This is a genomic window from Stappia taiwanensis, from assembly GCF_014635285.1.
Taxonomy (GTDB): domain Bacteria; phylum Pseudomonadota; class Alphaproteobacteria; order Rhizobiales; family Stappiaceae; genus Stappia; species Stappia taiwanensis.
Genome location: NZ_BMCR01000001.1, coordinates 445701 through 465898, shown reverse-complemented (window position 1 = coordinate 465898; position 20198 = coordinate 445701). Strand labels below are relative to the sequence as shown.

The 20198-nt window shown below is 64.5% G+C and carries 20 protein-coding genes; 8 read left to right on the top strand and 12 right to left on the bottom strand.

What is annotated here, in order from left to right; genetic code table 11:
- Positions 1–37 precede the first annotated feature (37 nt).
- A complete protein-coding gene (gene recG / locus IEV83_RS02105) occupies positions 38–2140 on the top strand; it encodes an ATP-dependent DNA helicase RecG (protein WP_181761390.1) in 2103 nt (700 codons plus the stop codon).
- Between the two features lie 16 nt (positions 2141–2156).
- On the opposite strand, the gene IEV83_RS02100 is transcribed toward recG, so the two are convergent.
- On the bottom strand, positions 2157–2840 hold the full coding sequence (locus tag IEV83_RS02100; RefSeq protein WP_209002958.1) for a DUF502 domain-containing protein: 684 nt from the start codon (positions 2838–2840) through the stop codon (positions 2157–2159).
- Between the two features lie 278 nt (positions 2841–3118).
- On the opposite strand from IEV83_RS02100, the gene IEV83_RS02095 reads away from it, so the two are divergent.
- Positions 3119–3466 (top strand): YbaN family protein, encoded by a 348-nt coding sequence (locus IEV83_RS02095; RefSeq protein ID WP_181761392.1) that lies wholly within the window; start codon positions 3119–3121, stop codon positions 3464–3466.
- 949 nt (positions 3467–4415) lie between these two features.
- On the top strand, positions 4416–5171 hold the full coding sequence (locus tag IEV83_RS02090) for a peptidoglycan-binding domain-containing protein (protein ID WP_181761393.1): 756 nt from the start codon (positions 4416–4418) through the stop codon (positions 5169–5171).
- A 152-nt stretch (positions 5172–5323) separates the two neighbouring features.
- Here IEV83_RS02090 and IEV83_RS02085 read toward each other — a convergent pair whose 3' ends face one another.
- The 3 genes from IEV83_RS02085 to glmS form a co-directional block, all read right to left on the bottom strand.
- On the bottom strand, positions 5324–5695 hold the full coding sequence (locus IEV83_RS02085) for a helix-turn-helix domain-containing protein (RefSeq protein ID WP_181761394.1): 372 nt from the start codon (positions 5693–5695) through the stop codon (positions 5324–5326).
- An 11-nt stretch (positions 5696–5706) separates the two neighbouring features.
- On the bottom strand, positions 5707–6009 hold the full coding sequence (locus tag IEV83_RS02080) for a type II toxin-antitoxin system HigB family toxin (RefSeq protein ID WP_181761395.1): 303 nt from the start codon (positions 6007–6009) through the stop codon (positions 5707–5709).
- A gap of 267 nt (positions 6010–6276) precedes the next feature.
- Complete coding sequence (gene glmS / locus IEV83_RS02075) at positions 6277–8103, bottom strand: glutamine--fructose-6-phosphate transaminase (isomerizing) (protein WP_181761396.1); 1827 nt, start codon at positions 8101–8103, stop codon at positions 6277–6279.
- Positions 8104–8403: 300 nt separating this feature from the next.
- On the opposite strand from glmS, the gene IEV83_RS02070 reads away from it, so the two are divergent.
- Together IEV83_RS02070 and IEV83_RS02065 are read left to right on the top strand one after the other, a co-directional pair.
- Positions 8404–9498 (top strand): SPOR domain-containing protein, encoded by a 1095-nt coding sequence (locus tag IEV83_RS02070; protein ID WP_181761397.1) that lies wholly within the window; start codon positions 8404–8406, stop codon positions 9496–9498.
- A gap of 90 nt (positions 9499–9588) precedes the next feature.
- A complete protein-coding gene (locus IEV83_RS02065; RefSeq protein WP_209002934.1) occupies positions 9589–10545 on the top strand; it encodes a DMT family transporter in 957 nt (318 codons plus the stop codon).
- Positions 10546–10624: 79 nt separating this feature from the next.
- Here IEV83_RS02065 and IEV83_RS02060 read toward each other — a convergent pair whose 3' ends face one another.
- From IEV83_RS02060 to IEV83_RS02025, 8 genes are all read right to left on the bottom strand, one after another.
- On the bottom strand, positions 10625–11290 hold the full coding sequence (locus IEV83_RS02060; RefSeq protein ID WP_181761398.1) for a c-type cytochrome: 666 nt from the start codon (positions 11288–11290) through the stop codon (positions 10625–10627).
- On the bottom strand, positions 11274–12563 hold the full coding sequence (soxC, locus tag IEV83_RS02055) for a sulfite dehydrogenase (RefSeq protein ID WP_181761399.1): 1290 nt from the start codon (positions 12561–12563) through the stop codon (positions 11274–11276). Before soxC ends, IEV83_RS02060 begins: the two co-directional genes overlap by 17 nt.
- Before the next feature lie 86 nt (positions 12564–12649).
- Positions 12650–14344: a thiosulfohydrolase SoxB gene (gene soxB / locus IEV83_RS02050; RefSeq protein WP_181761400.1), complete on the bottom strand. Its 1695-nt coding sequence runs from the start codon at positions 14342–14344 to the stop codon at positions 12650–12652.
- A gap of 219 nt (positions 14345–14563) precedes the next feature.
- On the bottom strand, positions 14564–15418 hold the full coding sequence (soxA, locus tag IEV83_RS02045; RefSeq protein ID WP_181761401.1) for a sulfur oxidation c-type cytochrome SoxA: 855 nt from the start codon (positions 15416–15418) through the stop codon (positions 14564–14566).
- Between the two features lie 111 nt (positions 15419–15529).
- Complete coding sequence (soxZ, locus tag IEV83_RS02040; RefSeq protein ID WP_181761402.1) at positions 15530–15856, bottom strand: thiosulfate oxidation carrier complex protein SoxZ; 327 nt, start codon at positions 15854–15856, stop codon at positions 15530–15532.
- A 56-nt stretch (positions 15857–15912) separates the two neighbouring features.
- Positions 15913–16365: a thiosulfate oxidation carrier protein SoxY gene (gene soxY / locus IEV83_RS02035; protein ID WP_181761403.1), complete on the bottom strand. Its 453-nt coding sequence runs from the start codon at positions 16363–16365 to the stop codon at positions 15913–15915.
- Positions 16366–16414: 49 nt separating this feature from the next.
- Positions 16415–16870 carry a sulfur oxidation c-type cytochrome SoxX gene (gene soxX / locus IEV83_RS02030; protein WP_181761404.1) on the bottom strand — a complete coding sequence of 152 codons (456 nt, stop codon included), beginning with the start codon at positions 16868–16870 and terminating at the stop codon, positions 16415–16417.
- Between the two features lie 212 nt (positions 16871–17082).
- Positions 17083–17820: a cytochrome c biogenesis CcdA family protein gene (locus IEV83_RS02025; RefSeq protein WP_181761405.1), complete on the bottom strand. Its 738-nt coding sequence runs from the start codon at positions 17818–17820 to the stop codon at positions 17083–17085.
- A gap of 247 nt (positions 17821–18067) precedes the next feature.
- Here IEV83_RS02025 and IEV83_RS02020 point away from each other — a divergent pair, with 247 nt between their 5' ends.
- The 3 genes from IEV83_RS02020 to IEV83_RS02010 all read left to right on the top strand — a co-directional run bounded on the left by IEV83_RS02020 (position 18068) and on the right by IEV83_RS02010 (position 20166).
- The gene (locus IEV83_RS02020; protein ID WP_308683719.1) at positions 18068–18511 is read left to right on the top strand and encodes a transcriptional regulator; all 444 of its coding nucleotides are present in this window, start codon (positions 18068–18070) and stop codon (positions 18509–18511) included.
- Positions 18512–18645: 134 nt separating this feature from the next.
- Positions 18646–18978 carry an ArsR/SmtB family transcription factor gene (locus tag IEV83_RS02015; protein ID WP_181761423.1) on the top strand — a complete coding sequence of 111 codons (333 nt, stop codon included), beginning with the start codon at positions 18646–18648 and terminating at the stop codon, positions 18976–18978.
- A gap of 93 nt (positions 18979–19071) precedes the next feature.
- Positions 19072–20166 (top strand): YeeE/YedE family protein, encoded by a 1095-nt coding sequence (locus IEV83_RS02010; RefSeq protein ID WP_181761406.1) that lies wholly within the window; start codon positions 19072–19074, stop codon positions 20164–20166.
- The last annotated feature ends 32 nt before the right edge of the window (positions 20167–20198 follow it).

Below are 20198 nucleotides of genomic sequence, written 5' to 3'. Positions count from 1 at the left end.
CCGTCGCTGTTTCGCCACCTCAGCCGGCAAGAGGACCATGCGGCCCACCCAACTCGATCCCCTGTTCGCGCCCGTTTCCTCGCTTCCCGGCATCGGACCGCGCACCGCGCGCCAGCTCGCCGTGCTTCTGGGCACCGGCGTGGAGCGCGAGCCGCATGTCATCGACCTCCTGCTGCACCTGCCCACCTCGGTGATCGACCGGCGCGCAAGGCCGGGCATCGCCGTCGCGCCAGAGGGGGAAATCGTCACGCTGGAGGTGCGGGTCGATGGCCATCAGGCACCGCCCCGGTCCAGCCGCGCGCCCTACCGGATCCGGGTGCATGACGACAGCGGCGAGTTGACACTGGTCTTCTTCCGGGCGCACACGGCGTGGCTGGAGAAAACCCTGCCCGTCGGCGCCGATCTGGTGGTCTCCGGCCGCATCGAATGGTTCAACGGCCAGCCGCAAATGGTGCATCCCGATCACATCGTCGCGGCGGAGGACGCGGACGATCTGCCGCTGGTCGAGCCGGTTTATCCGCTGACCCAAGGACTGTCCGGCAAGACCTTGCAAAAGGCGATGACAGCAGCGCTCGACCTCGTTCCCGATCTCGACGAATGGCTCGATCCGGCCTTGCGCCAGCAGCATGGTTGGCCATCATTCCGGCAAGCGCTGCTTGCCCTGCACCACCCGGATCCGGAACGGCCGTGGAGCGCGGTGACACCGGAGCTGGAGCGGTTGGCCTTCGATGAGTTCCTTGCCAGCCAGTTGGCACTTGCGCTGGTGCGGCGCAAGCTGCGCCAGACCAAGGGCATTGCCCGGGTATTTTCCGGCGGCTTGAAGGCCAAGATCCTCGCCGCCCTGCCCTATGCGCTGACCGCCGGGCAGGCCGCCGCCGTTGCCGAGATCGAAGCCGATCTTTCCGAACCGGTGCGGATGCTGCGCCTGCTTCAGGGCGATGTGGGCGCCGGCAAGACCATTGTCGCGCTTCTGGCGGTGGCCGCCGCCGTGGAAGCCGGGACGCAGGCGGTGATGATGGCACCGACCGAGATCCTCGCCCGCCAGCATCATGCTTCGCTGGCACCCTTGTGCGAGGCTGCCGGCATCCGCGCGGCGGTGCTGACCGGCAAGGACGGCGCACGCTATCGCCGCGAGACCCGGGAGGCGCTGGCCGCCGGCGAGCTGGATCTGGTCATCGGCACCCATGCGCTGTTTCAGGGGGATGTGGCGTTTCACAACCTCGGCCTTGCCGTGGTCGATGAACAACACCGGTTCGGTGTGCACCAGCGCCTGTCGCTCTCGGCCAAGGGCGATGGGGTCGACATGCTGGTGATGACGGCAACGCCGATCCCGCGCACGCTGGTTCTCACCTATTTCGGCGACATGGACGTCTCGCGTCTGACCGAAAAGCCTGCCGGGCGTCAGGAGATCACCACTGTCACCGTGCCGTCCGAGCGCATGGACGAGGTGGTGGACCGGCTGCACCGGGCGCTCGATGAGGGCCGCAAGGCCTATTGGGTCTGCCCGCTGGTGGAGGAATCGGAAAAATCGGATCTGGCTGCCGCCGAGGAGCGGTTCGAGGCGCTGCGGCAGGTGTTCGGCGACCGGGTCGCGCTGGTGCATGGCCGGCTTTCCAGCGAGGAAAAGAGCGCGGCGATGACCGCCTTCAAGGATGGCGAGAAGCGCCTTCTGGTGGCGACCACGGTGATCGAGGTGGGGGTCGATGTGCCCGATGCGACCATCATGGTGATCGAACATGCGGAACGGTTCGGCCTGTCGCAATTGCATCAGTTGCGCGGCCGGGTCGGACGCGGCGCCGAGGCGTCCACCTGCCTTCTGCTTTACAAATCGCCGATCGGCGAGGTGGCGCGGGCCCGGCTGGCGATCATGCGCGAGACCAACGACGGTTTCCGCATTGCCGAGGAAGATCTGCGGCTGCGCGGCGAGGGCGAGATCCTTGGCACCCGCCAGTCCGGGACGCCGGGGTTCAAGATCGCCCGGGCGGACGAGCACGCGAGCCTTCTGGACATGGCGCGCGACGATGCCAAGCTGGTGCTGGAGACCGATGGCGATCTGACCGGCAAGCGCGGCCCGGCGCTGCGGTCCCTGCTCTATCTGTTTTCCCGCGACGAGGCGATCCGGCTGCTGCGGGCGGGATAGACACCCGCCCCCAACGTCAGTCCACCGACTCCGGCGTCTGGATGGTGTCGGTGTCCGCGTCGGATTTGGCCCCTTTGCGCGGCAGGGTCTTGTCGTAATCCGGATTGACCAGGCCGGCGGAGATCACCAGCTTCGCCGCCGCCTCCACCGTCATGTCCAGCTCGATAATCTCGTTGCGCGGCACGAACAGCAGGAAGCCGGAGGTCGGGTTCGGTGTCGTTGGCAGGAACACCGCCGTCACCTCCGTTCCGGCGTGCAGCTTGTCCGCCACCTCCCCCTTGGCTTCGGTGGCGATGAAGACGATCGCCCACAATCCGCGCCGGGGATACTCAATGATGGCGGCCTTCTTGAAGGAGTTGGAGCGCTCGGCCAGCACCGTTTCGAAGATCTGCTTCAGCCCGCTGTAGAGATTGCGCACCACGGGCATCCGGCCGAGCAGCAACTCCCCATAGGAGACCAGCGTGCGCCCGGCGATATTGGCGGTGAAGAAGCCGATCAGCACCAGGCCGACGAACGCGACGATCAGTCCGATACCGGGGACCGGAAAAGGCACGTATGTATCGGGGTTGTAAACGGAGGGGATCAGCGGCTTGATCCAGCCGTCGATCCATTGAACGATGGACCACGTAAGGTAGGCGGTGATGCCGAGCGGGCCGGCAATGACCAGACCGGTCAGAAAGTAATTGCGCAAACGAGTCATGCCGCTCGAATGTGCATGTTTCGGCGCTGCATCGTCGTGATCGTCCGCCTCGGAACTGCCGGTCATTGCGTGCTCAACCTTGTTTGTGCCGACCTTGATCTTGTGTCGAAGTCGGCCGGATCGTTCTTGCCAGCCATCATGCCCGGGTTTCCGTGACAATGATGACACCTACATAGGCCACTCCCGGTCAAAGGGGAATTGATACACAGGCGGCAACGGGGAATATGCGCCAGCTTTCCGAGCTTATCCGACATCAACGCACCAGAAGTGCGTTTTTCATGACGCTTGGTGCCTTCTCGGTGGCCATTGGCGTGATTGGCGCCTTTTTGCCGTTGTTGCCGTCGACCATCTTCTTCATTGCCGCCGCCGGCTGCTTCGCCAAGTCTTCGCCGCGGCTGGAAGAGTGGATCGTCTCCCATCCGCAATTCGGCCCCGGGGTGCGTGCCTGGCGCGAAAATGGCGCGATTGCGCCGCGCGCGAAGATGCTGGCGGTCGGCGGCATGGGATTCGGTTTCTACATGTTCTATCTCGGCGCCGAGCCGGACTGGCCGCTTGCGCTGGCCGTCGCCCTCACCCTCGCCTGCTGTGCGGCCTATGTGCTGTCGCGCCCGACGCCGGAAACCTGACGCGGGCCTGAAGTTTTCCGCGCAGTTCGTTTACCAAAAATCACGCTCTTGTGAGACGCTGTGACGCGGGTCACGGCACGATGGCTGACAATCGTCAGGATGGAAGCCTCGGCGCGATGACCATCAGGAACGTGCGTTGGAGTCATGCAAAGCAGGTAAGCGAGAGGTGAGAAGAATGTTCATCAGAGGCCCAGACACCCCCGGATCGGCGCCGGACCGACACCGAGAGCGGATCGCCCCCCGAGCCGGATGGCTTCTGTGCGCATGCCTTGCCTTGCTCGCGTCCCTGCTTGCCATTGGCTCCGCACAGGCCCAGGTGCCGGATTTCCGCCCGAACCTTCCCGATATCCGGCCGGATCTGCGGCCCGCCGTCTGTGTTCCGCCGCGTGTCATGCGCAATGGCCGTTGTGTGATGCCTCAGCGTCCGCCGGTGGTCTGCGCTCCGCCGCGTGTCATGCGCAACGGTCGCTGTGTGAGGCCCCAGCGTCCGCCGGTGGTCTGTGCTCCGCCGCGCGTCTTGCGTAACGGTCGCTGTGTGAGGCCCCAGCGTCCGCCGGCGGTCTGCGCTCCGCCGCGTGTCATGCGCAACGGTCGCTGTGTGAGGCCCCAGCGTCCGCCGGTGGTCTGTGCCCCGCCACGCGTCTTGCGCAACGGCCGCTGCGTGATGCCGCGCCCGCCGGTGGTCTGTGCCCCGCCGCGCGTCTTGCGCAACGGCCGCTGCGTGATGCCGCGCCCGCCGGTGGTCTGTGCCCCGCCGCGCGTCTTGCGCAATGGCCGCTGCGTGAGGCCGCGTCCGCCGGTGGTTTGCCGGCTGCCTTATGTCTATTCGGCACGCCAGCGTCGGTGCATTCTGCCCGTCCCGATTCCGCCGATCGCGCCCCCGCCGGCGTGTATTGCTCCATGGCAGTATTCCCCCTCCGCCGGCGGCTGCATCTGTCCGTCCGGATACGTGGTCGAGGGTGGTGAATGCGTCCGGCGTGACAGCCGGGCCTGCAGCTTCCCCTTCGTCTATTCGGCGAACCAGGGGCGCTGTGTCTGCGCTGAAGGGTACCGGCCTTATGGCGCCGGTTGTGCCCCCGAGCGGCCCCGCCCGACCCCGCAGGACAACATCACCTGGATCCAGTCCTGCCTGAACGCCGCCGGCTACAACGCCGGAACGGTCGACGGCCTGGCCGGCCGGCGCACCCGCTCCGCCTGGGAGGAGTTCCGCTCCGCTGCCGGTCTCGGCGACGCGAGGGTCCCCTACACCGATCCGGAAACCCTGGCGGCCCTGTTCAAGGCTTGTCAGCCGGAGGATGCAGGCGCGCCGCCTGCCGATGATGGGGCCGATGGCAGCAAGCCGGATGACAGCGAGGGAAGCACGCCTGCGGATGACGCCGGCAACGCCTCGACGCCGGCCCCTGCCCCTGTCCCGGCTGATCCCTCTGCACTGGGAGAGTTCGCACCGGACCGTGCACAATGCGCGACGGGCAAGCTTTACACGCTGCTGACCGCGCAAGGGGCATCGGTGGAGCCGTGCGGGCGTGCTTGCATCCCGCCGCCCGAGGGGCTCGACGATGCCCAGTTGCAGGAACGGGCGGAGGCCCAGGGCATCACCTGGTGCCAGTCCTGCATCAGCGTCGGGTCGCTCGGCCTGCTGTGCCCGGAGCCTGAGGACACATCCGCAGGCGAAGCCGGTTCCGGTGAGGCTCCCGCCGCGCAGTAACGACCAGGAGCGTAAAAAAGAAGCCGCCCGGACCTGTGCCGGGCGGTTTTCTTCTTGCTGACGACGGTTATTCGACCGTGACGGACTTTGCCAGATTGCGCGGCTGGTCTCCCCGCGTGAATGTCATCGCTGGCGGCGATCCGATCGCTCTATCAGGCCACTTCAAGCTCATAGGGCGCGATCAGAAGATTGGCGGGCATCTTCCACTTGGTGTTGATCTTGAAGATATGCTCTTTGGTGAGGCTGCGTTTGCGGTTCAGAATTTCCGAGGCACGCGAGGCCGAACCGATAAGCTCTGCAAGATCAGATTGCGTGCGTCCGGTCGCTTCCATGTGCGCCTTCAGAAGGCTGACAGGATCAGCATCGATTGCGACCGAATTCCGGGTCTCGTAATCCTCGACAATCAGCATCAGAAGCTCAAGCATATCGCCGTCGGAGGTATTCGCCTCAGCACCCCAAAGACGCTCAATTTCAGCCGTCGCAGCCTCATACTCGGCCTTTGTCTTGATGATTTTAGGCTTCATCGATATCTCCATCAGTATTGTGCGATGGCGCGAGCGTCGACCTTATCGTACTCTTCGTGAGTTCCAATAAACTTGATAAAAACCGCTCGCCTCTTGAAGTCGAATGCCGCTATCAATCGATAGTTCCCACCTGCAAGCTCAAATCGAACACGGTCAGAGCCAAGCGTTTTGGCTTTGCTGAATGCTGCCTGCACCTCTTGCGGTGTCCGCCAGTTCGCAGCTTTGACCGTTGCAATCCAGTGCAAAATGGCGGCGGCGACCTCCGGGTGCTTCTGAGCATAGTGTTGCAAGTGAAGGGTCTTGATGATCCTCATTCGCCAGTTTCCCAAATTGGGAACTACGCCAATCAGCTCTTCTTGTCAAGATTTTTCCCAAAACGGGAAGGGACGATGCAGAGCGACTGGATTTCCCTATTGCCTACTGAAAGGTTTATGGATCGCTGATCCGCAAACTCGAGAAGTTTGAAAATCCAATAAGATCATATGGATGCATAGATTGGCGATAACATTCATTGCTTTGTCAGAACCAAAGCCGCGACCGCCCGGACCAGCGCCGGGCGGTTTTTTTCTTGCTGGAAGCGGTTATTCGACCGTGACGGATTTCGCCAGATTGCGCGGCTGGTCCACGTCCGTGCCCATGAAGACCGCCGTATGATAGGCGAGCAACTGCACGGGCAGCGCGTGGATGATTGGCGCGACGAACTCCGGCACGTCCGGAAGTGCGATGGTCTTCCAGGCGAGCGCCGCGCTTGCCTCCGCGCCCTTTTCATCGGTGATAAGGATGATCTTGCCGCCACGGGCGGCCACTTCCTGCATGTTCGAAACGGTCTTTTCGAAGATCGGATCATGCGGGGCGATGACGATCACCGGCATGTCCTCGTCGATCAGCGCGATCGGGCCGTGCTTCAACTCCCCCGCCGCATAACCTTCGGCGTGGATGTAGGAGATTTCCTTGAGCTTCAGCGCCCCTTCCATCGCCAGCGGGAAGCTGGTGCCCCGGCCGAGATAAAGCACATCCGAGGCCCGCGACAGCGGCTGCGCCAGCGCCTCGATTTCGCTTTCCAGCGCAAGCGCCCTGTTGACGTAGCCCGGGGTTTCGCCAAGCGCGCGCACCAGCTCCGCCGCGCCCTTGTCATCCAGATGCCCGCGCTGATAGCCCGCATGAACCGCAAGCGCGGCCAGCACCGAGAGCTGGCAGGTGAAGGCCTTGGTCGAGGCAACGCCGATCTCCGGACCGGCAACCGTGGGGAACACCACATCGGCTTCGCGGGCAATGGTCGATTCCGGCACATTGACCACGGCGGCGATGGTCATGCCCTCGCCCTTGCAATAGCGCAGGCCCGCCAGGGTATCCGCCGTTTCGCCGGACTGGGAAATGAACAGCGCCAGATCGCCCGCCTTCACCGGCATTTCCCGATAGCGGAACTCGGAAGCGATATCGATATCGACGGGCAGGCGGGCGACCTTCTCGAACCAGTACTTGGCGACCAGCCCGGCGTAATAGGCGGTCCCGCAAGCCGAAATAATCAATCGGTCAAGCTTGGAAAAATCAATCTTTTCCGCACCTTCAAGCACGGTCTTCATGTTAGCCAGATCGAGATAACGCGACAGGGTATGGCCGATCACTTCGGGCTGCTGATGGATTTCCTTGGCCATGAAGTGGCGGAAGTTGCCCTTGTCGATCATCTGCGCCATCGCGCGCGAGGTCTGCACCGGCCGCGTCACGGGGGCGTTCTGCTCATCGAAGATCTCACAGCCGGCGCGGGTCAGGACCGCCCAATCCCCTTCTTCCAGATAGGTGATCCGGTCGGTGAAGGGCGACAGGGCGATGGCGTCGGAGCCCAGGTACATCTCGCCATCGCCGTGGCCGATGGCCAGCGGCGAGCCGCGCCGGGCTCCGATCAAGAGATCCTCTTCACCCTCGAACAGGAAGGCAAGAGCGAAGGCCCCCTTGAGGCGCGGCAGCACCCGGGCAACCGCAGTACGTGCGTCGGCGCCGCCGGCCAGTTCCCGCGACACGAGATGGGCCACCGTTTCGGTGTCGGTGTCACTGGAAAGGCGCGCGCCCTGCCCTTCCAGCTCCATGCGCAGTTCGAGGAAATTCTCGATGATGCCGTTGTGGACGACGGAGACCCCGGGCGCTGCGTGCGGGTGGGCGTTGTGCTCGGTGGCCGCGCCGTGGGTGGCCCAACGGGTGTGGCCGATGCCGATGTTACCGGCCAGCGGCGCCCGCTCCAGCTTCTCCTGAAGGTTGCGCAGCTTGCCCTCGGCCCGACGCCGGACGATCTGGCTGCCATCCAGGGTGGCGATGCCGGCCGAATCATATCCGCGATATTCAAGGCGCTTCAGCGCGTCGACCAACTGAGCGGCAACCGCCTGGCTTCCAAGAATTCCGACAATACCGCACATCGATTGCTGTCTCCTGATTCACGCAGTCTGGCATCGGACTGGCCCGATGGCGCTCACTCATAGAGAGGCGAGAGCCCATCCGCACAATCAAAACCTGTTTCACTTCGTGACAAACGCCGCCGGGGCCCGGGAAAAGCCGGTTGAAAAGGCGCATTTCCGCCGCGTTCCCCCTGACCTTAACCGGTGATTTTATCGGTTGTTAACCATATTTGGAGTTCTCTACAAAGGAGCGAGCGAGAATCCGGGACCCGTGGCGTGAAACCACTCAAAACCAGCAGAGGGAAGGCGCCACGACGGTCCGTGTCTCAGGACATGGGCTGGGTGCTCCTGTGGGGTGGTGCCGCGATTCTGTTCGGCGTGGTCGGTATTTCCTCGCTGTTCATCAACCAGACAATGGGCTTCACGGTGCGCAGCTTCGCTCAGGTCACCTTGCCGCCGTCCGGGGATGTCTCCTCCACCGCCTCGATCAAGGGCGTGTCGCCGCTGGATGTTGGCCTTTACCCCTCCGCCGGGGGAAGCGACGCCGCCGACGAGCACCGGCGCATCTGGCTGGATATCACCGCCCTGAAACGGGAGGTCGGGACGCTGAAACATGCACTCGCCTCGCTGAGGGACGACTTGCAGCTGCGCCCCGTGTCCCAGGCCAGCAAAACGCTCCCCGCCGCACCGACGGCGAAAGAGCGCACATCCGCGCCGGACGCGCGGGCCACAACACCGAAGACCCCGGCGACCACCGGAAGTGTCCCCACGGAACCTGCGGTCGCCGCCCTGCCCGCGCCCGTGGCGAGGTTTGGCGATCGCATTCTGGCCGCGGTGGAGCGGCTTGTCGGCCCGGCGGGCAAGGTCGCGACCCTGCCGGCTCCGGCCCTGCCCCAAAAGCCGGAGGGCAAACCGGCTGAAGCCCCCTCCGTCGCAGCCTCTGTCGCCGCAGCCTCCGTCGCAGCGCCGGCGGCGAAGGTCATCCCAGTCCCTCCTCCTGCACCGGTGCGGATCGTCCTTCCGCCGCAGGACAGCACTCCTCCATCCTCAACCGCCTCGATTGGTCCCAGCGCGAGCGAGACCGACGACACGCCGCAGCGCTACGCCCTGCCGGTGACGCGGGCCGCCGGGCGGGTGGCCTCGATCAGCGGCGAGCGGATCAGCCGCACCGATTTCGCCGTGGATCTTGGCGCCTACGGATCGCTGGCGGCCGCCGAAGCGGCCTGGAGCGGCCTGACAGGAAAATACCCGAAGCTGCTTTCCGGCGTTCGCCGCCGGATTCTCGACGAAGCTGCCGACACGGGTGGTACCCGGCTGACCGCCGGCCCTTTCCCCAACGCGGCCGATGCCGCCGGTGCCTGTGTCTTCCTGACGGCAGAGGAATTCCCCTGCAAGCCGACGGTTTTTGTGAAATAACGCTCCCGGCTCATAAATTGATGTTTCCCGGCGGATGCCCCGCGCCCGCTTCCAATGGTTCTTTTCCCTTCGACGCGACGGTTTGCCCTCATGTTTGACCTGTCCTCCCCCCGGCATCGGGCGTTCGCGCTGCTGTTTGTCATGCCGCTGTTCTTCTCCTCCAACATGGTGATCGGGCGGGCGGCGGTGGAAACGGTCGAGCCGTGGACGCTGGCCTTCCTGCGCTGGACGCTGGCGTTCCTGATCCTGTTGCCGTTCGCCCATCGCGGTCTTGTCCGCCATCGGGGCACGCTGCTGCGCCATTGGGACCTTCTGGGCATCATGGGGCTGCTCGGCATGTGGTTCTGCGGTGCTGGCGTCTATTTCGCCCTGCGCTTCACCACCGCCACCAATGGCACGCTGATCTACACCTCCTCGCCGGTGCTGATCCTGTTGCTGGAGTGGCTGTTTCGCGGACGCTCCATCTCGGCGCGCGAGGCGGTGGGCATCGTCCTCGCCATTCTCGGGGTGATCACCATCGTGGTCGAAGGCTCGCTGTCGGCCCTGCTCAGCCTGAGCTTCAACGGCGGCGACGTGATCTTCGCCCTCGCCGCCCTCAGTTGGGCGGTCTATTCCGTGCTGCTGAAGCGGGGGGAATTCACCTCTGTGCCGACCTTGTCGCTGTTCGCCGCGCTGGCCCTGGCCGGCGCCGTGACCCTCTTTCCCTTCGCGATCTGGGAGATCGCCGAGACCGAACGGTTCCCGGTCACCTCCGATGCGTGGGTGTCGATCTTCGGCGTTGCCGTGGTCTCCTCGGTGCTGGCGTTTTCCTGCTTCCAGTATGGCATCAAGGTGGTGGGCCCGGCGGTGACCGGTGTCTTCATGTATCTCCTGCCGCCCTATGGCGTGCTGATGGCGGTGGTGTTCCTGGGCGAGGCGTTGCATGCCTATCATTTCGCCGGGTTCCTGCTGGTGATGAGCGGTCTGGTGCTGGCGACCGCGCCGCCGGCGCTGGTGCAGCGGCTCTCGCTGCGGCTGCTTGCCCGGCTGAAGCCGCAGGCGCGCTAGAGGCGAGCAGCGCCCATGAAAAAGGCCCGACCACCTGTGCGGCCGGGCCCTTCATCTCAAGGCAATACGTTCGCCGCGATCAGTCGACGGCCATGCCGCTGACTTCGCCGTCGTCCTCCGGCGTCACGTCGATGATGCGCGCCCGCTTGGTGATCTTCACCTCGGCCTTGCATTCGCTCATGCAAGGGGGGGCTTCGCTCGCCAGCGGCGTATCCGGGCGGCCATCGTCGATGAAGCCGTCTTCATTCGGCAGGCGGATGGAGGCGAAATTCTCCTTCGACAGTTCGAATTCCTCATCGTCGACGATGTCGTTCAGATAGAGCAGATAAGCGACCACCGCGTAGGTCTCGTCGGCGGAAAGGCTCTGGGCGTTGCCATAGGGCATGGCCCGGTGGATGTAGTCGTAGACGGTCGACAGATACGGCCAGTAGGAGCCGATGGTCTTGACCGGCGCTTCGCTGGTCAGGGTGTCCTGACCACCGGCCAACACCGGCCAGCGCCCGGCGCCCTCACCGAAATCGCCATGGCAGACGGCGCATTGCTCGGAAAAGATCGCCTCGCCTTCCGCCACCGTGCCGCGCCCCTCCGGCAGGCCGGCACCGTCCGGGCGCACGTCGATGTCCCAACCGGCGATTTCCTCCGGCGTGGCCGGCGTTCCAAGACCGAGGGAGCCGGCCTGGAGCGGCTGCGACAGCGCCAGCGCCGCGCCGACCGACAGGGCCGCAACCTTAAGAAATCTCGACATTTTCCACTCCCCCGTCGGCCTTCACGTACCAGGTCTGGATCCCGTTGTTGTGGTAGATGGAATTGGTGCCGCGAACCGCGCGCAAGGCGTCCTTGGTCGGCTGCACGTATCCGGTTTCGTCATGGGCCCGCGATTGCAGCAAGAGTTCTGAACCATCCCAGTCGAACTCGAAATAGAACCGGTGCAGCGCCTTCGGCAGGCTCGGCCCGTCAATCCGCGCCTCATGCCAGTTCTTGCCGCCGTCGAGGGTGACATCGACCCGGGTGATGCGGCCATTGCCGGACCAGGCAAGCCCGGTCAGCACGGTCGCGCCCTTCGCATGCAGGATCGGCGCCTGCGGGCTGGGGCTGGTGATCACCGACTTGGCGTCCATCACCCAGGTGAAGCGGCGGGCCTTGCCGCCTTCCAGAAGGTCGGTGTATTTCGAGGTTTCCTCGCGGGCGTGCCAGGGCATGTCCCCGACCTCAATGCGGCGCAGCCACTTCACCCACATGTTGCCTTCCCAACCCGGCACCACCAGACGGGCGGGGTAGCCCTGCTCCGGACGCAGCGCCTCGCCGTTCATCTTGAAGGCGACGATGCAGTCGTCGAGGGCCTTTTCGATCGGTACGGAACGGTTCATGCCGGCGGCATCGCCCCCCTCGGGCATGATCCACTTGGCATTGGTCTTCAGCCCGGCCTCTTCCAGCAGGTACTTCAGCGGCACGCCGGTATACATCACGCAATGGACCATGCCGTGGGTGAACTGGCAGCCGTTGAGCTGGGCGCCGCGCCACTCCATGCCGGAGTTGGCCGCGCATTCCAGGAAGTACAGCCGGTTGACGCGCGGAAAGCGCTTCAGATCCTCCAGCGTGAAGATCAGCGGCTTGTCGACGAGACCGTTGATCATCAGCCGGTAATCGGTCGGGTTCATCTCGGCGACACCGCCATGGTGGCGCTCGAAGCACAGGCCGTTCGGCGTGATGATGCCATCCAGCTCATGCAGCGGCGTGAAGTTGATCGAGCTTTCCCGCGAAGCGGTCAGCCATTCCACGCTGCGGCGCACCACCTGCGCCTCATGCTCCGACGGCATGCCATAGGGCGCCGCATCGACGCCCGGCCCCAGATAGCGGCTCCAGTCGGCCACATTGGGCGGCAGGTTGGCGGGGTCCCCGCCCGCGGCCCGGGCCAGCCCCGCGCCAGCCACGAGACCGGCGCCGGCAATTCCAGCCTTCAGGAGGCCGCGCCGCGATGGGTTGGCGGGCCCGTCGTGAGACTTCGAAGATCTCGACATTCTGTTACTCCGGGTTCAAACCTTCAAATTCCTACATTCAGATACGTGAAGTCATGAGAGCCGCCGCAGGCGGCAGGCGCGCCCGATCAGGCGCCCACCACCTTGACCGCGCGGTTCGGCTCCAGTGTCACCGACTTGCGATCCTTCAGGTGCTCCTCGACCACATCCCAGATCGCGGGGCCTTCGGTTCCCTCATTGACGCTGGCCCAACCGGCGACGACATAGTTGCGCGCCGGGTCGATCGGCGACCCGTCCTTCAGAAGCGTCATGTTGGAGATGCGGTTGCCGATGGTGGCCGAGGGGTCGATGGTGTAGGCCATACCGCCGACGCGCACCATGTCGCCGCCCTGCTGGTAATAGGGGTCGGTGTTGAACAGGTTGTCGCCGACGTCCTCCAGGATCTCCTTGATCAGCGCGCCGGACATCTCCGAGCGGTAGGCCTCCGGGTAGGTCATCGAGGTGGCGTTGTGCAGGTCCTCCACCGTGATCGGCTGGCCGGCGGGCACGCTCGTCCCCCAGCGGAAGCCCGGCGACATGGCGATTTCCGCATCGCGCTTGTCGATCAGCGCCTCGCAGATCAGATCGTCGAAGGTGCCGTTGAAGTTGCCGCGCCGGTACAGCAGGGAGTCCGTGGTTGCCAATTCGCGGGAAAGTTCATCGGCATAGGGCGCCCGCAGCTCGGTCACCAGCTTGGTCATCTCCGCATCGGGGGTGATCACGTCGGAGAAGATCGGGATCAGGCGATAGCGGAAGTCCTTGACCTCGCCGTCCCGCACATCGAGATCGAGCCGCGACAGGAACTTGCCGTTCGAGCCGGTGGCGATCAGCAGCGTCTTGCCGACCTTGACCGGCTCGGGCAGCGCGTCATGGGTATGACCGGTCAGCACCACGTCGATGCCCTTGACCCGCTCGGCCAGCTTGCGGTCGACATCGAAGCCGTTGTGCGACAACAGCACGACCACGTCGGCGCCCTTGGCCCGGACCGCGTCGACATTGGCCTGCACCTCCTCCTCGCGAATGCCGAAGGACCAGGTGGGGAACATCCAGCGCGGATTGGCCACCGGGGTATAGGGGAAGGCCTGACCGATCACGCCGATGCGCACGCCGCCGCGTTCGAAGATCTTGTAGGGCTCGAACACCGGCTCGTCCCATTCGGTGTCGCGAATATTGCCGCCCAGGAAGGAGAACGGCAGGCTTTCGACGATTTCCGACACCCGGTCGGAACCATAGGTAAACTCCCAGTGGCCGGTCATGGCGTCCGGCTTCAGGGCGTTCATCGCCGCGATCATGTCGTTGCCGCCGGTCTTCAGCGAGGTGTAGCTGCCCTGCCAGGTGTCGCCGCCATCAAGGAACAGGGTGTTGGCGTCGCGGTCCGCCCGGATCGACTTCAGCACCGTGGCGATGCGGTCGATGCCGCCCATGCGGCCATAGGCGCGCGACAGCCCCTCAAAGTCGACGGAGGTCAGCGCATAGGCTTCCGGCGAGCCCGGCTCCAGATTGTACATCTTGAGGAAATCGGCGCCGGTCACATGGGGCGGTAGCCCCTTCACCGCGCCGACCCCGAGATTGACCGAAGGCTCGCGGAAATAGACCGGCATGAGCTGGGCGTGAATGTCGGTCAGATGCACCAGCGTGACATTGCCAAGCGGCCGGAAGGCGAGAAGGTCCTCCTCGCGCAGCGCTTGCTGCGCGGCGAGCCGGCCAAGCCCGCCGAAACCGGTGCCGCTGGTCATTGCGGCCGTCGCGACCGCCGCCATCAGGAATTCACGCCGAGAAATCATGTGCCCGTTCCATCCTCGTTCCGCCGCCTTGCGGCAGGCAATAGGGTGCCGTCGCGCGCCTTGCGGCCGCCACGCAGTTTCTGTTCTGGATGTGCCCGGCGCCCCCAGCCCCACCCGTGTGCGGGCGGAGGCCTGGGCAGTCCGGACGCCCCTTCCGCCCTCTTTCGCCGGACCCGGCAGCGTTCTTGCGTCGGGTCCGGGGGCGGCGGGGCGCTGGCGTCAGTTGCGGACCGCAGGTGTCTCCACCGAAAGCCCCTGCCCGCGCCAGGCAAGATAGGCTTCCAGCGCGACAAACTCATCGGAGCCGCGCTTGAACGCCTTGGCCCGGATGTTGTCCATGCACCCCTTGAAGCGCCGGTGCAGCGAGCCCATCTTCTGCCACTTCAACCGATAGGTCGGGAACCCGTTCGACTGACCCTGGCTCAGAAGGTCCGCGCGGATGTAGTTGCCGTAGTTGCTCTCGTGGCAGTTGGCGCAGGCCATGTCGAGCTGGCCGAAGCGGGTGTAGTAGAGCTCCTTGCCCTTCTCCCACCACGTGCGCATCTCGCCGCTTTCCATGTCCACCTTGACCGGCATGCCGCGCGACTGCAGGCCGATGTAGGCGGTCATGCCGAGCATGGCATCGGACTCCCACTTCCACGCGTCGGCGCCCATCTGCTCGGTACGGCAGGCGTTGATCTGGTTTTCCAGCGTGAAGGGACGACCGGCGGCCTCATTCCACTTCGGCATGGCGGCGCGCACGCCCCGCATGCTCTCGGAGGCATCACCATGGCAGGATTCGCAGGACTTGCCGGCGGTGCCCTCGACCGTCGACCAGGCCTCCTCGCCCAGCTCGACCATCAGAAAGCCGGGGTTGTTGAAGTCATCGAGCTCCAGCGCCTGGGTTTCCTTGGTCCGGAATTCGAAACCGGAGATGATTTCCGTCAGCGGGTGCCCTTCCGGTGCCTCCGCCCGCGTTTGCAGGGTGACACCGTCGATGCTGGGCAAATTGGTCTCGTCGGCACTTGCTCCGCCCGCGGCGGTCATCGCCGCCGCGACAACTCCGCCGGCAAGCAGACCCGGGAGTTTCCTCATGTGGCTTTCCCTCCTGCGCGAACCGCTGCGGTTCGTCTTGTTCTCGTTTTCGTAAAGAGGCTGGTTCAGGCAATGCGGAACCGGCGACCGGGCGGCCGCCGGTCCATCGGATCAGTTCACCTTGATCTTGGATTCCTTGGAATAGACGGAGCCGTCGTCATCCACCCAGGTGAAGGTGAAGACGCCGCTCTCCGGCACCCTGGCGCTGAACTCCAGATACGGATTGGCGGAGATCGCCGGCTCCAGATCGCAGGAGAACACCGGCTTGCCGTTGAACTCGCAAGTGAACTTGTTGATGATCTGGCGCGGGATCGGGTTGCCTTCCTTGTCCTTGCGCTGGCCGGATTCCATCTTGTGCGAAATCAGGGTCTTGATCGTGATTACTTCGTCCTTGTCGGCGCTCTTGGGCACCTTGACGCGGGGCTTGGATTTGGCCATCGGGCACTCCTGAATAAAAGAGACGTGTCGGGGATCACTCGTGGGGCAGGCAGCGCTTAGCCGCCGCAGCCGCCGATGGTGACCTTCACCGTCTTGCGATCCATGTAGACCTTGCCGGTCGAGGTCTTGGCGACCGCGATCACGTCCTGGGTCTTGGCCAGGCGCATACGGGTGGTGGCCTCGGCGCTGCCCGACATCGGCGTGAAGTGGAAGGTCGCAACGCCCGGCGCCGGGTTGCCGGCGGCCAGGATCGTCACGTCGGTCACGTAATCGTCGTCGGTCATTGGGCTGTCGATGGCCACGGTGATCGGCACGGTGTTGCCATTCTCGGCGATTTCCGGCGCGGTCAGCGTCACATTGGCAACCTCCGGCGTGGCGCCGCCGGCCACGGCGTCGATCGCTGCCTTGACCGCGTCGGTGTCGGCGAGCGAGAGCCGCGGCAATGCGGTCATGGTGACGACGGCGGCCCCGGCGCCCAGAGCAAGCGCCTGGCGTCGTGTGATGTTCATGTTCGTTTCCTCTTTAAGTTGTCGTATTGAGCGGGCCTCTTCGCAGGCCTCATTCCTTCAGCGTTTTCAGATAGGCGACCACATCCTCGACCTGCTGAGCGGTCAGGATCGGCTTTCCGGCAAAGGAGTCCATCACCCGGTTCAAGCCGGCTTCGCGATGAAAGGCGGGCATCACCGTGCCCTCGTAGATCATCTTCGCGTTGACCACGAGCATGCGCAGGGACGCCTCGTCCCAGCGGTCGGCGACCCCATCGAGCGAGGGCCCCACTTCACCGTGAAACGGCTCGTCGCCAAGGTCCGTGGCCGTGTGGCAGGCGAGGCAATTGCCGAGCTTGCGATTGACCAGCGCGGCGCGCCCAGCCTCCGGATCCCCCGGTTTTCCGGTCAGGGACGCCGGAATGGCACCATCCACGATTTCATAGGCGACGAGTCCCTCGGCCGATGCCGTCGCGGCCCCGAGGAGAAGCGCGTAGCCGGCAATCGAGCTCCGGAGAATGGCATTCATGGGCAATGTTCCTTCCCTCTGCCGGCTGTCCCGGCCTTTATTTTTTCACGTGGTTCTTTTGTCACGCGGCCACGATTCCGCAGCACCGGCAGAAGCGTAACAGCTCCCTCGCCAGCGTTCAATTCACATATTCATATTTTAGGATACGTCTTTCGGACCGATCCGCCGCCAGCGCGTGCGCCCGCTCGGGAAGGGAAAGCGGGCGGCTCGCCTCAGCCGATCACGGCGAAGGCTGGGAAGGTCTCCAGCAACCAGAACGAGAGCGCTGCCATCTGGCCGGTCATGAAGGCAATACCGGTGATGATCAGGAACAGGCCCATCAGCCGCTCCACCGTCACCATGTGCTTGCGGAAGCGCGACATGAACCGCATGAACGGTCCGGCGAACAGGCCGGCGGTGAGAAACGGCACGCCGATCCCCAGCGCATAGGCGGAGAGCAGGAAGGCGCCCTGCGACACGGACTCTTCAGACCCGGCAACGAACAGGATCGCGGCCAGGATCGGACCAACACACGGCGTCCAGCCAAAGGCGAAGGCAAGGCCGATGACATAGGCGCCGATCAGCCCGGCGGGCTTGCGCTCCACCTGCACCCGCGCCTCCCGGTACAAAAGCCCGATCCGGAACACGCCGAGGAAGTGAAGACCCATGACGATGATCGCCGCACCGGCCACATAGCTCAGCACCTGAAGATGCTCGGTGACGACCTGGCCGATGAAAGAGGCGCTGGCGCCAAGGGCGACGAACACGGTGGAAAAGCCCAGAACAAAGGCGAGCGAGGCGAAGAACACCCGCCGGCTGTCGGCCTTCTCCTCCCCCTCACCAGTCAACTCATCCAGCGACACGCCGGCGAGAAAGCCGAGATAAGGCGGAACCAGGGGAAGGACGCAAGGGGAGACAAAAGACAGAAGACCCGCCAGGAAGGCGCCATAGATCGTGACATCCTGAAACATGTGTTCGTTCAACTCCTGGCTTTTCGCCTGTTGCTTGCCTCGCGCGGGTGCGTCAATGCCTGCGCGCCTGATGGCCGATCGCGGCAACGGACCGCAATCTCACTTCCGCGCACCCTTTCATGTTGCGGACCACACGGCAATGTGACCGTTTGCACCATTTACGCATTCCATTTCTTGCATATGATCAAGCTATTCCGGTATAGGCAACCTGTAGCTGTCTGTCTTCTCACCATTCCGCGAGCCCTTGATGACCGTTTTGCCAGAGATCTCCAGTTGGATGAAGTGCCACGCCGCGGCGCTGTCCCTCGCTTTCGGTCTCGTTCTGGGGCTGGCCGCACCGTCCGCGCGGGCGGCGGAGCTGGTGATGTTCGAACAGGCCGGGTGTCATTGGTGCGAAATCTGGGACGAACAGATCGCACCGATCTATCCCAAGACGGAGGAAGGCGCGCTGGCGCCACTGCGCCGGGTCGATATTCACAAGCCCATGCCGGAGGATCTTTCGTGGATGCGCGGCGAGCGGTTCACGCCGAGCTTTGCCCTGGTGCATGAGGGCAAGGAATACGGGCGCATCCGGGGATATCCGGGCGAGGATTTTTTCTGGGGCCTGCTGGCGCAGATGGTCGTGAAACTTCGCAGCGCCGTCTCGGGGCTTGCGGCGCCGGTGGACGGGCGCCCGGCTCCCGCAGGTTGAGGCGGGCGGCTTGACGAAAGCCAAGTCGCTGTTGGCGCCCCGCCCTATATGTTAGAGGCTGGCCACCCTTGGACTGAAACTTGTGCTTCCTGCGACAATTTCAGTTCCAAAATTTACGAAAAAAGGACCGGGTTTTGTCTCTTCCGCGCGTAGAAGATCTCGAGTGCTCCTCGGATCTTGAGAAAATCATCGACCGTGCCAAAATTGCGAGCGACTTTCTGAAGGCGCTCGCCCATGAAAGCCGCCTTCTGATTCTGTGTATCCTGGCGGAGGGAGAGAAATCTGTCACCGAGCTTGAGGCGCTGCTGTCGCTGCGCCAGCCGACGGTCTCGCAGCAGCTTGCGCGACTCAGGATGGACAAACTGGTGATCACCCGCCGGGAAGGAAAAACCGTCTACTACCGGCTGGCAAATGACGACGCCCGGCGGATCATCGAGGCCGTCTACGACGTCTTCTGCCGAGACTGAGCGGCGACGGACACAAGGAGCCAACGGCTCCAACGAAAGCGGAAAAACCGCCGTCCCGCCGTAACAATGACCGAACGTGAGGGAGGCGCGGTCATGGAGTTCACGACGCCACAACTGGTGGCGCTTTTCGGCTTCGCCGGCGGCGCCATCCTCGGCTTGGCCGCGCGGGTCGGCCGTTTCTGCACCATGGGCGCGCTGGAGGATGCCTTTATCGGCAATGACTTGCGCCGGCTGCGCAGCTGGGCGCTGGCGATTGCCGTCGCCCTCGCACTGACCCAGACCCTGGCGTTTTTCGGCGTCATCGACCTCTCCCGATCGATCTATCTCGCCACGGACTTCCAGTGGCTGGGTGCGATTGTCGGCGGCTTGATGTTCGGGGTCGGCATGGCCCTCGTGGGCACCTGCGGCTACGGCACGCTGGCCCGAATCGGCGGCGGCGACCTGCGCGCGGTCGTGACCTTCCTCGTGATGGCCGTCTGCGCCTACATGGCCATGCGCGGGGTCACCGGGCTCGCGCGCCAGAGCCTGATCGCCCCTTGGGTTCTGTCCTTCGAGTTCAGCAATGGCATGGGGTTTGATGCGGTGGTCGACACTGTCATCGGCCGGGACACCGGCCCCGCCCTTGGTCTTCTCATCGCGGTTGCCCTGGCGATCTGGGCCTTGCGGGACGCCGCCTTCCGCGGCGAGCCGCGCCTTGTGATCAGCGGCGTTGCCGTCGGTCTCGCGGTCACCGGAGGATGGCTTGCCACCGGTCTCGTCGGCAGCGATCCCTTCGCGCCGCAGCGGCTGGAAAGTTTCAGTTTCGTGCGGCCGCTCGGCGACGCGCTGGTCTATCTGATGACCTTCAGCGGTGCGACCATCAGCTTTGGCATCGGCTCGGTCTTCGGCGTCGTCGCCGGTGCCTTGGCCGGCGCCCTCTTCAAGCGCGAGTTCCGCTGGGAGGCTTGCGACGACGTGCGCGAATTGCGCCGGCACATGGTCGGCGCCTTCCTGATGGGAACCGGCGGGGTGATGGCCTTCGGCTGCACCATCGGCCAGGGCATCTCGGCGTTTTCCACCCTGTCGGTTTCCGCGCCGGTGGTGCTCCTGTCGATCGTGGCGGGCAGCCGCCTCGGCCTCGCCTGGCTGCTGGAAGGCAGTCTCGCGGGCCTCATCGGCGGTTATGTCCGATCATCCGGCGACGGCTAGGCAGGGGGCCTCAGGCCCCTCTGACCGGTGCC

Bases quoted from the DNA above. Each gene is read 5' to 3' on its own strand.
- IEV83_RS02065 (WP_209002934.1), top strand. From the start codon at position 9,589: ATGTTTGACCTGTCCTCCCCCCGGCATCGGGCGTTCGCGCTGCTGTTT.
- soxY (WP_181761403.1), bottom strand. From the start codon at position 16,365: ATGAACATCACACGACGCCAGGCGCTTGCTCTGGGCGCCGGGGCCGCC.
- soxB (WP_181761400.1), bottom strand. From the start codon at position 14,344: ATGATTTCTCGGCGTGAATTCCTGATGGCGGCGGTCGCGACGGCCGCA.
- soxX (WP_181761404.1), bottom strand. From the start codon at position 16,870: ATGAATGCCATTCTCCGGAGCTCGATTGCCGGCTACGCGCTTCTCCTC.
- IEV83_RS02100 (WP_209002958.1), bottom strand. From the start codon at position 2,840: ATGACTCGTTTGCGCAATTACTTTCTGACCGGTCTGGTCATTGCCGGC.
- IEV83_RS02025 (WP_181761405.1), bottom strand. From the start codon at position 17,820: ATGTTTCAGGATGTCACGATCTATGGCGCCTTCCTGGCGGGTCTTCTG.
- IEV83_RS02095 (WP_181761392.1), top strand. From the start codon at position 3,119: ATGACGCTTGGTGCCTTCTCGGTGGCCATTGGCGTGATTGGCGCCTTT.
- IEV83_RS02085 (WP_181761394.1), bottom strand. From the start codon at position 5,695: ATGAAGCCTAAAATCATCAAGACAAAGGCCGAGTATGAGGCTGCGACG.
- IEV83_RS02010 (WP_181761406.1), top strand. From the start codon at position 19,072: ATGGAGTTCACGACGCCACAACTGGTGGCGCTTTTCGGCTTCGCCGGC.
- IEV83_RS02060 (WP_181761398.1), bottom strand. From the start codon at position 11,290: ATGTCGAGATTTCTTAAGGTTGCGGCCCTGTCGGTCGGCGCGGCGCTG.
- soxC (WP_181761399.1), bottom strand. From the start codon at position 12,563: ATGTCGAGATCTTCGAAGTCTCACGACGGGCCCGCCAACCCATCGCGG.
- soxA (WP_181761401.1), bottom strand. From the start codon at position 15,418: ATGAGGAAACTCCCGGGTCTGCTTGCCGGCGGAGTTGTCGCGGCGGCG.
- recG (WP_181761390.1), top strand. From the start codon at position 38: ATGCGGCCCACCCAACTCGATCCCCTGTTCGCGCCCGTTTCCTCGCTT.
- glmS (WP_181761396.1), bottom strand. From the start codon at position 8,103: ATGTGCGGTATTGTCGGAATTCTTGGAAGCCAGGCGGTTGCCGCTCAG.
- IEV83_RS02080 (WP_181761395.1), bottom strand. From the start codon at position 6,009: ATGAGGATCATCAAGACCCTTCACTTGCAACACTATGCTCAGAAGCAC.
- soxZ (WP_181761402.1), bottom strand. From the start codon at position 15,856: ATGGCCAAATCCAAGCCCCGCGTCAAGGTGCCCAAGAGCGCCGACAAG.
- IEV83_RS02020 (WP_308683719.1), top strand. From the start codon at position 18,068: ATGACCGTTTTGCCAGAGATCTCCAGTTGGATGAAGTGCCACGCCGCG.